The sequence below is a fragment of the Streptomyces violens genome (assembly GCF_000717745.1).
Classification (GTDB): domain Bacteria; phylum Actinomycetota; class Actinomycetes; order Streptomycetales; family Streptomycetaceae; genus Streptomyces; species Streptomyces violens.
Genome location: NZ_JOBH01000002.1, coordinates 528,563 through 540,172 on the forward strand (window position 1 = coordinate 528,563; position 11,610 = coordinate 540,172).

At 71.7% G+C, this 11,610-nt stretch carries 7 protein-coding genes; 1 reads left to right on the forward strand and 6 read right to left on the reverse strand.

Annotation, left to right across the window (positions count from 1 at the left end; genetic code table 11):
* Window positions 1–29 precede the first annotated feature (29 nt).
* From IF04_RS37125 to xsc, 6 genes are all read right to left on the reverse strand, one after another.
* A complete protein-coding gene (locus IF04_RS37125; protein ID WP_169746112.1) occupies window positions 30–2,951 on the reverse strand; it encodes a SpoIIE family protein phosphatase in 2,922 nt (973 codons plus the stop codon).
* Window positions 2,952–3,195: 244 nt separating this feature from the next.
* Entirely contained in the window at window positions 3,196–4,524 is a 1,329-nt protein-coding gene (locus IF04_RS0105690; protein WP_078599875.1) for an ammonium transporter, read from the reverse strand.
* Window positions 4,525–4,638: 114 nt separating this feature from the next.
* Entirely contained in the window at window positions 4,639–6,321 is a 1,683-nt protein-coding gene (locus IF04_RS0105695; RefSeq protein WP_051830722.1) for a class I adenylate-forming enzyme family protein, read from the reverse strand.
* Complete coding sequence (locus IF04_RS0105700) at window positions 6,318–7,271, reverse strand: cyclase family protein (protein WP_030251835.1); 954 nt, start codon at window positions 7,269–7,271, stop codon at window positions 6,318–6,320. Before IF04_RS0105700 ends, IF04_RS0105695 begins: the two co-directional genes overlap by 4 nt.
* Before the next feature lie 121 nt (window positions 7,272–7,392).
* A complete protein-coding gene (locus IF04_RS0105705; protein ID WP_030251837.1) occupies window positions 7,393–8,445 on the reverse strand; it encodes a phosphotransacetylase in 1,053 nt (350 codons plus the stop codon).
* A gap of 338 nt (window positions 8,446–8,783) precedes the next feature.
* Window positions 8,784–10,592: a sulfoacetaldehyde acetyltransferase gene (xsc, locus tag IF04_RS0105710; RefSeq protein ID WP_030251839.1), complete on the reverse strand. Its 1,809-nt coding sequence runs from the start codon at window positions 10,590–10,592 to the stop codon at window positions 8,784–8,786.
* 202 nt (window positions 10,593–10,794) lie between these two features.
* Between xsc and IF04_RS0105715 the strand changes: the two genes are divergently transcribed.
* Window positions 10,795–11,610, forward strand: coding sequence for an IclR family transcriptional regulator (locus tag IF04_RS0105715; RefSeq protein ID WP_030251842.1), 816 nt, complete (start codon window positions 10,795–10,797; stop codon window positions 11,608–11,610).

The window sequence follows — 11,610 nt, forward strand, 5'->3', positions numbered from 1 at the left end:
GACGCGCCCCTCTGTGTGCGACCGCCGGGCTACTCGCGCAACGTGAACCAGACGGTCTTGCCGTCCTCGGCGGGGCGGGTGCCCCAGGAGTCGGCGAGCGCCTCGACGAGCGTGAGGCCGCGGCCGGACTCGTCGCCGGTCCCGGCGGTCCGCGGGTGCGGCAGATGCGGATTGCGGTCGGTCACCTCGACGGTGAGTCCCGACTCGGTGCGGCACAGCCGCAGGCCGACCGGGCCCGTGCCGTGCTGGACGGCGTTGGTGAGCAGCTCGGACGTGAGCAGCTGAGCGTCGTCGGTGAGGCCGGCCAGCTGCCAGGCGTCCAGGGCAGCGGCGAGGAACGCACGGCCCGCGGACACCGCGGCGGGCGCGGCGTCCAGTTCGCGGCCGGCGGTGCGCAGCGGGACGCTCGGCATGCGGGCGAGGAGCAGGGTGACGTCGTCGTCGCAGCCGTCGGGGTCCGGCAGCAGGCCGGCCAGTACGCCGTCGGCCGCTTCCTCCAGGCCCGGCGCGGTGGCGAACGCGCCGGCCAGGGTCCGCGCGAGGGCGTCGATCCGGGCCTCGATGTCACAGCCGGGCGTCTCGATCAGGCCATCGGTGTACACGGCCAGCGTGGCGCCGGGCGGCAGGGGGACGGTGACCTGCTCGTGGCGGGTCATCCCGACGCCGAGCGGCATGTTCACCGGCACCGGCAAGGTGCTGACCTCGGCGTCCGGGGTGGCCAGCAGGACGGGGAGGTGCCCTGCGGAGCAGATGTCCGCCTGCCCCGCTTCCGGGTCGATTTCCAGGTAGCAGCAGGTGACGAACTGGTCCGGCAGGTCGGCCACGACCGCCTCCATGGTGTGCATCAGCTGCCGCGGCTCCATCCCGCTCTTGGCCAACGCGTGCGCGGCCGCGCGCAGCTGCCCCATGACGGCGGCCGCCTCCAGCCCGCGGCCCATGACGTCGCCGATCAGGACGCCGACCCGGCCGGCGTCCAGCGGCACCAGGTCGAACCAGTCGCCGCCGACGCCCGCGCCCTGGGTGGCGGGCAGATAGCGGTGGGCGGTGTGCAGGCCTGCCACCTCGGGCGGGGTCCCCATGAGGCTGCGCTGCAGGGTCAGCGCGACATGCCGCTGCTGCTCGTACAGGGCGGTGAGCTCGGCCGTGGCCCGATTGTGCTCGGTCACGTCGCGGGCGATGGCACAGGCGCCGGTGATCCTGCCGTCGAGGGAACGGGTCGGCCAGAGGGTGAGATCCACATCGATCCGCCGTCCCTCCCTGGTGATCCGCAGGGTCTCGAAGTGCTCGACCTTCTCGCCGCGGCGGAGTCGCCCGAGCAGCTCGTCGATCTCGTCCGCGCGGTCGGGCGGCGCGAGCATGGACACATGGGCGCCGATCGCCTCCTCGGGCGTGTAGCCGTACAGCCGCTGCGCCGCGGCGTTCCAGTACGTGATCCGGCCGTCCAGGGTCTTGGCGAGGATCGCGTCGTGCGAGGACTCGACCAGGTCGGCGAGTCCGACGATCCGCTCCTCGGCCGACTTGCGGTCGGTGACGTCCCGCACGGCGACGGCCACCAGGGTGCCGTCGGTCGTCTCGATCGGGCCGATGCTGATCTCGACGGGGAATTCGGTGCCGTCCCTGCGCAGTCCGTACAGGTCCAGCTCCGCCCCGACCGGGCAGACCTGCCGGTTGTCGGCGTAGCCGTGCCGGTGCAGGACGTGCAGGCTGCGGAAGCGCTCCGGTACCAGGCTCTCCACCGGCCGGCCGAGGAGCTCTGTGCGCTGGTATCCGAAGAGGATCTCGGCCTGGGCGTTGACCAGCTGGATGGCGCCGGTCACGTCGACGATCACCGTCGCGTCCGGCGCCGTCTTCATCAGGGTACGGAACCAGCCGTCCCTGACCTCGTGCTGTCCGGCGCCCGGGAGCGGGCCGGGCCGCAGCGGGGCCGCCCCGGATCCGTTCGCTCCGGCGGTAGCGGTGGGCTGACACAGCATCAGGGACAGGCCGGGGTCGGGCCGCTGTCCGGTGTGCAGCAGCAGGCGGGTGCACAGGGAGTCGAGGGCCTCCTCGGCGGACGGCACGCCCAGGGCGGCCGTCGCCTCGCGGAGCACGGGGAAGGGCGCGCCCTTCGGGTCGCGGGCCTCGGTCAGGCCGGCGGTGTAGAACAGCAGCCGCTCGCCGGTCCGGAGGTGGCAGCGGTACTGCCGCGGTTCCGGCTGCCGGCCCAGGGGGCGCGTGGCCACCGCGGGTTCCAGGGGAGCGACGCCGTGCCCCGAGTGCAGGGGGGCCGGATGGCCGCAGTTGACCAGCCGTACCTCGCCCGGCGCGAACTCGGCGAGCACCGCGGTGACGCAGCCCTCCGGGCCGAGCTGCGGCGCGAGCTGCGCGTCGAGCGCGGCGGCGAGCCCGGGCAGGTCCTCCGCCGTGCGGGCCAGTTCGCGGAAGCCGGCGCCCGCGGCCGCGGTCAGCCGCATCGCGTCCGGGCCGTCCCCCTGGACATCGCCGACGATGATCCGCACGCCGAAAGGGGTCCGCGCGACATCACACAGCCCGCCGCCCCTCCGGGCCTGCTGGGCGAGGCGGCGGTAGCGGACGGCGCACACGTGCGTGCCGTCGAGGTGCAGCGAGACCGGGCGCAGGCCCCTCTCCCGGGCGGCCCGTACGGCCTTGTGGACCAGCGATTTCAGGGCCCGCTCCGACGCGGTCCGGTGCCACGCCACGTACACGGTGAGGGCGCAGCCGGCCAGCAGCCCGCACCACCGGAGGACGAACGCGGCCGTCAGAAGAGTGCCGCCGGCCAGACCGGTCGCCACGCCGAGCGGCACCGCCCAGCAGCAGACGAGCACGGTGTGCCGCACGGAGAGCCGCGTGCAGGCCAGCAGCGGGCCGATGACCAGCAGCGCGACGAGCTGCACGCCGATCAGCGCGTCCAGTACGGCGATCAGCAGGCAGACGCCCGCCGATGCCGGCAACAGGGGAGGCAGAGGTTGCCGCCCGGGCACACAAGTAGCCGTCATGCTCTGCTCCCCTCGACCGAGCGGTGCAGCGATCAGCCGTCCCGTCCCAGGTCGGGCCGGGGGCGGAGGGCTGGTCCGACCCACCCTCTCCCGAACGGGACGCTCAACGGCGCCTTGACCGCAACACGACGGAATCTGCCCGGTTGTCTTCGGAGCGGTGCGGTTCCTGTCACCAGGAACCGGGCAGTGACACGGGCTCTCAGTCCCCCGGCTCGCGGTCCGCGCGGTGCATGACGGTGGTGGCGCCGGGGAGGTGGCCGGCCGGGTCGCGGCGGCCGACCGTGCCGTGGCCGAGTACGCCGTGGTCGTAGGCGGTTTCGGCGTGGACGGTGAGGTCGAGGCCGGCCTGTTCGTGCTCGGGGTCCGCGCGGAAGCCCATGACCTTGTCGATGGCCTTGCCCAGGGCGTAGCTGACGAGGAAGGCGTACGCGCCGGTGGCGAGGACGGCGACGAGCTGCTTGAGGAGCTGGCCCGCGCCGCCGCCGGAGAACAGGCCGGCCGGGCCGTCCGTCATGGCCGAGGTCGCGAAGAAGCCGATGAGCAGGGTGCCGATGACGCCGGCGACGAGGTGGACGCCCACCACGTCCAGGGAGTCGTCGTAGCCGAAGCGGAACTTCCAGTTGACGGCGTACGAGCAGACCACGCCGGCGACCAGGCCGATCGCGAGGGCGCCCCAGATGCCCACCGAGCCGCAGGACGGGGTGATCGCGACGAGCCCGGCGACCGCGCCGGAGGCGGCGCCGAGCGTCGTGGCGTGCGCGTCGCGGCGCTTCTCCACCAGCAGCCAGCCGAGCAGGCCGGTGCAGGCCGCCGCCTGGGTGTTCAGCAGCGCCATGGCCGCCTTGCCGTCGGCGGCGACCGCCGACCCGGCGTTGAAGCCGAACCAGCCGAACCACAGCAGCCCGGCACCGAGGATCACCAGCGGCAGGCTGTGCGGCCGCATGGCTTCCTTGCCGAAGCCGAGCCGCGGACCCAGTACGAGCGCGAGGGCCAGGCCGGACGCGCCGCAGTTGACCTCGACGACGGTGCCGCCCGCGAAGTCCAGCGCGCCGAGCTTGTCCAGGATCCAGCCGCCGGGCGCGAACACCCAGTGTGCGACCGGTACGTAGACGAGGAGCGTCCAGAGCGCGGCGAACGCCACCCAGGCGCCGAAGCGGGCGCGGTCGGCGATGGCGCCGCTGATCAGCGAGACGGTGAGGATCGCGAAGGTGAGCTGGAAGGCGGCGAAGAGGGCGGTCGGGATGTTTCCGGTGACGCTCTTCGGGCCGATGCCGTGCATCCCGAGGTGGTCCAGGCCGCCGATCAGGCCGAGGCCGGCGTCGGGGGCGAAGACCAGGCTGTATCCGATCGCGAGCCAGACGACGGTGACGACGGCGATCGCGACGAAGCTCATCATGAGCATGTTGAGCACGCTCTTGGAACGCACCATGCCGCCGTAGAACAGCGCCAGGCCCGGCGTCATCAGCAGGACCAGGGCCGTGGCGGCCAGCAGCCAGGCGGTGTTCCCGGAGTCGATTCCGGCAGGCATGTGGGTCAACCTTCCCGCCCGGCGGGGATGACAGGGGGCGACGCCGGGCCAGGGAAGAGAGTGACCCGCCGCAATTTCCGCTTTCGAACACCGGTGTTTCCGCGACGTTTCGCGTTACGTCGGCGTTTCCCGCAGCTCCCGGCGCAGGATCTTGCCCGTGGCCGTTTTCGGCAGATCATCCAGGAAGGATATGGAACGCGGGTATTTGTAGGCCGCCATCTGCTCCCTGCAGTACCCGATCAGCTCCTCCTCCGTGACGGATTCGCCCCGTTTGACGGACACGAACGCCTTCACCGTCTCGCCCCGGTACGCGTCCGGCACGCCGACCACCGCCGCCTCGCGGACCGCCGGATGGCCGTACAGCACGTCCTCCACCTCGCGCGGCCAGACCTTGTACCCGGCCGCGTTGATCATGTCCTTCTTGCGGTCCACGAGGTAGAACCAGCCGTCGGCGTCCATGAAGCCGACATCACCGGTGCGCAGCTCGCCGCCGGGCAGCGCCGCGGCGGTGGCCTCGGGCTTGTTCCAGTACCCGGGCACGACCTGCGGCCCCGACGTGGCGATCTCCCCGGTCTCCCCGACCGGCACTTCCTCCCCGCGCTCGTCGAGGATCCGCACGACCGTGTTGAAGACCGGCACGCCCACCGACAGGGCGCCCGACTCCGGATCGACCGGCGCCTGCGCGCCGAGCGGAACGGCATGCGAGGGCGAGTTGGTCTCCGTCAGCCCGTAGATGTTGTGGATGTACCGCCCCGTCGCCTTCTCGAACTGCTCGTTGACGGCCGGGGCGATGGGCGCACCGCCGGAGTAGACGACGCGGAGCGAGGAGAAGTCCTCGCGGGTGGCGTCCGGGGCACCGGCCAGGCTGATGAAGACGGTGATCGCGCCGACCGTGAACGTCGGCCGGTGCTCGCGCAGCGCGTCCAGGACGACGCCCGGGTGGAAACGGTGCGCGAGGACCAGCGGGCAGGGCAACAGCAGGGCGAGCGCCAGATGCCCGATCAGCCCGGTGATGTGGAACAGCGGCGCGACGCCCAGAATGCTGTCGTCCTCGCCCAGCCGCATCCACTCCCGGTACGTACAGGCGTTGAACACCATCGTGCCGTGCGTGTTCAGGGCGCCCTTGGGCTCTCCGGTGGTGCCAGAGGTGTAGGTGAGGACGGCGATGTCGGCGGGGGCGGGTGATGCGGGGGCGGGGGTGCGGCCCGCGTAGCGATCGACGAGCGCACGGAGGTCGAGCGTCCCCCGCGGACGCCCCCGGCGCGTACCGTCGAACAACCGCGGATCGTCGCGCGTCTGCCAGTCCAGCGGCGAACAGGTGACAACGGTGGCGACCTGCGTGGCACCGCTACCGATGACGCCTTTCGCCACCTCCTCGTACAGCTCGTCCAGGCACAGCAGCGCGCTCGCGCCGGAGTCGATGAGCAGATACCGCAGCTCGCGCGCCTTGTTCATCGGATTGACGGCGACCGCGGCGCCGCCGGCCTTCCAGGCGGCGAGCAGGCCGATGACGAAGGCCGGGTCGTTCTGGAGGTACAGCGCGAGCCGGTCGCCGGGCGCGAAGCCGTGCTCGGCCAGGGCGACGGCGAGCGCGTCGGAGGCGGCGTCGAGGTCCGCGAGGGTGAGGACGCCGTCGAAGTACCGGATCGCCTCGGTGCCGGGGCTGCGGGCGACCGAGGCCCGGAAGGCGTGGAGGAGGGTGGGGTGTTCGGGGGTGATGTCGGGCGGGGTTCCCTCGGCGTACCGCGCCAGCCACGGGCGCTCCGTGTAAGGGCTGCAGGCGCTGTGGGCGCTCACTTGATCACCACGGGGTTGACGGGGGCGCCGGTGGCGCGGTGCACCTTCAGCGGCGCCGCGGTGTAGAGGAAGGTGTACCGGCCGTCCTCCGCGCAGCTCGCGGCGAGCTTCTCCAGGTCGCAGATCTCGGTGAGGGCGATGCCGAGGTTGCGCATCAGGGCGCAGTGCAGGGGCAACGCGAAGCCGGTCCCGGGCTCGATGGTCCGCTCGTTGGCGATGGTGTCCGTGACCAGGTTGGGGATCTCCTTCTCCTGGAACCACCGCACCAGCTCGGGGCTGTACGTCAGCCCCGGCTCGCAAAAGTCCTCGTAGAACGCGTCGCCCTGCTCATGGAAGAGCGCGAGGAAGTTGGTCCGGACGAGGAGGATGTCGTGCGGCTCGATGGCGGTGCCCTGCGCCGCCGCGCACGCCTCCAGGTCCTCGTGGGTGAGGGTCTCGCCCGCCTCCAGGCACTTCTTGCCGCGGAAGCGCGCCATGTCGAGGAGGATGCCGTGGCCGGCCACGCCGCGTTCGGCGATCGGCTCGACGCTGGCCTTGTCCAGCCCGCCGATGGTCGTCCGGGCGTCGTACCCGTTCCAGATCTTCCCGCCGTACCAGACGTGGCCGAGCGCGTCGTACTGCGTGGACCCCTGCAGAAAGGCGTCGATCTTGTCATCGGCGTAGTGCAGACCGCCGGGCGCGGCGGGGGCGTCGGCGTCGTCCCAGTTCGACTCGTCCATGATCATGGTGCGCTCGGCGGGCGAGCGACCCGGCCACACGGGGTCGCCCTTCGGGTCGCCGATGAGCCGCTGCAGGGTGAAGACCTGCCCGGAACGGATCTGCGCCGCGCCGCGCAGCACCTCGGCCGCGTCGAGGTAGTTCAGCGCGCCCACCTCGTCGTCCGGCCCCCACTTGCCCCAGTTGGTGGGGGCGTCGCGGAGCAGTTCTTCCATGGTCGTGATGTCGGTCATCGGAACACGCCTTCCTCGCTCACGGATCAGGCAGGGGCACCGCACAGGCACCTACCAACCGCTCGGTTTGGCAATGCGCTGACTACTGTGAATCAACCTTCAACTACCCGTCAACGGGTCGTCAGTCGTGTGCCGACGGCAGGGGGCGGCCGGCGGTCGACTGCACGGCTGTGGCCAGGGCCAGGGCGGCGATGTCCGGGCCCGAGCAGCCGCGTGAGAGGTCGTGGAGGGGGGCCGCCAGGCCCTGGAGGAGGGGGCCGATGGCGGTGGCGCCGCCGAGGCGTTGGGCGATCTTGTACCCGATGTTGCCGGCGGCCAGGCCCGGGAAGATGAAGGTGTTGGCCTGGCCCGCGACGGGCGAGGCGGGGGCCTTGGCGCGGCCGATCGCGGGTACGGCGGCCGCGTCGTACTGGAGGTCGCCGTCCACCTCCAGGCCCGGATCGGCCGCCCGGAGGAGGCGTACCGCGTCGCGGACCCGGTCGACCTGGGGGTGCTGCGCGCTGCCCTTCGTACTGAAGGAGAGCAGCGCCAACCGCGGCCGGTCGTCGGTGAGTTGCTCGTACGTGGTGGCCGTGGCGCGGGCGATGTCGGCGAGTTCCGCGGAGGTGGGGTCGACGACGACGGCGCAGTCGCCGTAGCCGAGGGCGCGGCCGTCGGGCAGCACCATCAGGAAGCTGCTGGAGAGCGTGCGGATACCGGGGGCGAGGCCGACGACGTAGAGGCCGGCGCGCAGAACGTCGGCGGTGGGGCGGTTGCTGCCCGCGACACAGCCGTCGACGTCGCCGAGGCGGAGCGCGGTGGCGGTGAGGAAGAGGGGGTCGGCGGCCAGCTCGCGCCGGTCGTGGGAGGTGAGCCGGCGGCGTGCCTCCAGCGCTTCGGCGAGCGCGTCCGCGCAGCGGGGGTCGGCGGCCAGCCGGGCGGGATCGAGGACGTCCAGGGCGTCGGGATCCTCGGGGAGCTTGAGGTCGAGATCGGCGGCGAGTTCGCGGATGCGGGTGGGGGTGCCGGTGAGGACGGGGGTGACCGCGCCCTGTTCGGCCAGGTGAGCGGCGGCCCACAGGGCGCGGGGGTCGGTGCCCTCTGCTAGCGCGATGCGGGGCTTTCGGGGGGCGGTGCGGAGTCGTTCCGACCAGGTGGTGATCAGGGTTTCCGCCGGGGGCGGGGCGGTGAGCATGACGGCGGCGCTCCTCGGTGGCTGGGGGCTGGGTGGACCGGCTGCCGGCCGGTGGCGGGTTCCGCTGTGCCCACCCGTTCCGCCCCAGCGGAACGACTGCCCACAGCGGGGGGCGTCAGGGGCGCGGGGAACTGCGCGACCAGCCACAACGGTGGCGCACCCGCCGACGGCGAAAGCGGGGCGCCCCGGCGGGCGAATCCGGAGAACCCCGGGGCGCACGGCCCCGCCGCCCGGACAGGGCAACCCGCGACGGGAGCCGCACCCGGTGGACGCCGTCCGCACGACGTCCACCGGACCGGCCGTACCGGAGTGCGGTCCGGTACGGGTACAGGCACCGGTTACACGTAGTCCTGGTACTTCTCCAGGTACCGCACCGGCTTCTGCAGCGCGTCGCGGCGGAACGGGTCCCCCAGCTCACGCGTGCACATGATCTCGATGACCGTGGTCCTGCCCTCGTTCATCTGCGCGTCCACCGCCCGCTGCAGCGCCGGGCCGACGTCCTCCAGCTTCTCGACGACGATGCCCTCGGCGCCCATCGCCTGCGCGATGCCCGCGAAGGACTCGCTCTCCAGCTCGCCCGCGACGAAGCGGCGGTTGTAGAAGTCGACCTGGTTCTTCTTCTCGGCGCCCCACTGGCGGTTGTGGAAGACCACGGCTGTGACCGGGATGTCATGGCGTACGGCGGTCATGATCTCGACCATGCTCATGCCCCACGCACCGTCACCCGCGTACGCGATCGCCGGGCGGTCCATCGCCGCGGCCTTCGCGCCGATGATGGTCGGCAGCGCGTACCCGCAGTTGCCGAAGGACATCGGCGCGAAGAAGGAGCGCGGCTCCTCGAAGCGCAGGTAGCTGTGGGCGACGGAGTTGATGTTGCCGATGTCGGTGGAGACCATCACCCGCGGCGGCATGGCCTTCTCCAGCTCGCGCAGGACCTGGCGGGGGTGCAGCCAGTTGCCGTCCTCCTGCTCCTGCTCGGCGATCATGTCGAGGGAGTAGGGGTCCTTCTCATGGGTCCACTCCGAGAGCTCCTGCTCCCACGCGTCCTTCTCCGCCTTGGTGCGCGCGGCACGCTCCTCGCGGGTGGCGTCGCAGGCGAGGGTGCGGTCCGCCAGCCGGTCGGTCAGCGCCGCGGCAGCGGCCTTCGCGTCGCCGCAGATGCCGACGGTGATCTTCTTGACCAGGCCGAGCATCTTGTGGTCCGCGTCGATCTGGATGATCTTCGCGTTCTTGGGCCAGTAGTCCATACCGTGCTGCGGGAGGGTGCCGAACGGGCCGAGCCGCGTACCGAGCGCGATCACCACGTCCGCCTGCGAGATGAGCTTCATCGCGGCCTTGGAGCCCTGGTAACCGAGCGGGCCGCACCACTGCGGGTGGCTCGCGGGGAAGCTGTCGTTGTGCTGGTAGCTGTTGACGACCGGCGCCCCGAGGCGTTCGGCGAGCGCCTTGCACTCCTCCACGCCGTCGGCCATGACCACGCCGCCGCCGGAGATGATGACCGGGAATTCGGCCGTGGCGAGCAGCTCGGCGGCCTCGGCCAGGCTCTTCTCGCCGCCGGGGCCGCGGTCCAGCCGCTGCGGGTCGGGGATCTCGGTCTCTATCTCGCCGTAGAAGTGGTCGCGCGGGATGTTCAGCTGGGTCGGGCCGATCTCGGAGAGGGCCCGGTCGAAGGCGCGCGCGGTGTACTCGGCCATCCGCTTGGGGTTGTTCACATGCGCCTGGTACTTGGTGAACTCCTGGAACATCGGGAGCTGGTTGGCCTCCTGGAAGCCGCCCAGGCCCGTGCCCATGGTCCCCGCCTCGGGGGTGATCATCACGACCGGGCTGTGCGCCCAGTACGCGGCGGCGATCGCGGTGACGCAGTTGCTGATGCCGGGGCCGTTCTGGCCGATGACGACGCCGTGCCGGCCGCTGACCCGGGCGTATCCGTCGGCCATGTGGGCCGCGCCCTGCTCGTGGACCACCGGGACCAGGCGGATGCCGGCCGGCGCGAAGATGTCCATGGCGTCCATGAACGCCGAGCCCATGATGCCGAAGATGTCGGTCACCCCGTTGGCCACGAGGGTCTCGACGAAAGCCTCCGAGGGCGTCATCTTCTGCTGCCCGCTCACGACCGGGCGGCCGTCCGCCGTCTTCTTCTCGCCCATGGTTCCACTCCTCCGAGACGCCGAGCTCACCGGCTTCGTTTCTGAAATCGGTACGGGGTGTTCCTGAAATCAGGATCTGGCTGGACCATAGGGGTGCCGATCGCCGCCGTCAACGGATCGTTCAGGAAAACGAGACGGTGATAGCTTGTTTCTGGAATCCGAACCGGATTGAGACTGGTACACATACAGCCCTGGAGGTACCGTGGTCCCGCCACGCGAGCCCGATCCCGGCGCGGTGAACGGCGACACGCCGACCATGCGCCTCTTCTCCCTGCTCGAACTGATCGCAGCCAAGGACCAGTTGGTCTCGCTGCAGGGCCTGGTCGAGGAGACCGGGCTGCCCAAGCCCACGCTGCACCGCATGCTCCAGCAGCTGGAGAGCGCGGGTCTGCTGATCCGGCAGAGCGACGGGCGGCACTACGGCACCGGCCACCGGCTGCGCCGGCTCGCCGAGAACCTCCTCCTCAACGCCACCCACCACGGCGCGCGCCACACCGTCCTGCGCCGCCTGGTCGAGGAGCTGGGCGAGAGCTGCAACATCACCACGCTCTCCGGCAACGAGGTGGTGTATCTGGACCGCGTGGAGACCCCCGAGCCGCTCCGCTTCTATCTGCGGCCCGGCTCACGCGTCCCCACGCACTGCTCGGCCAGCGGCAAGATGATCATGTCCCAGATGAGCCCGGCCCAGCGCCGCAAGCTCCTCGCACACGCCCCGCTCAAGCAGTACACGCCGAAGACCATCACCGATCTCGACGCCCTCGAAGAGGAGTTCAAGCGCGTCCGGCGGGATGGCTTCGCGCTGGACGACGAGGAGTTCCTGCCTGGTCTGGTGTGCGTCGCGGTACTGGTACCGGCCGTGGACGGCGGGCGCTCCAACATGTGCGTCGCGGTCCAGGCGCCGGTCATGCGGCTGACCGCCGACAAGGCGCTGTCGCTGCTGCCCGCGCTGCAGCGCGCCGCGGAGGCGATCGGCCGCATCGAGGCGGAGGGCACGCCGGAGGACGCGGCGGCGTCCTGA

What these genes read in the sequence shown, in the direction of transcription:
- IF04_RS0105690 (WP_078599875.1), bottom strand. Translation starts at nt 4,524, where the DNA reads ATGCCTGCCGGAATCGACTCCGGGAACACCGCCTGGCTGCTGGCCGCC.
- IF04_RS0105700 (WP_030251835.1), bottom strand. Translation starts at nt 7,271, where the DNA reads ATGACCGACATCACGACCATGGAAGAACTGCTCCGCGACGCCCCCACC.
- IF04_RS0105705 (WP_030251837.1), bottom strand. Translation starts at nt 8,445, where the DNA reads ATGCTCACCGCCCCGCCCCCGGCGGAAACCCTGATCACCACCTGGTCG.
- xsc (WP_030251839.1), bottom strand. Translation starts at nt 10,592, where the DNA reads ATGGGCGAGAAGAAGACGGCGGACGGCCGCCCGGTCGTGAGCGGGCAG.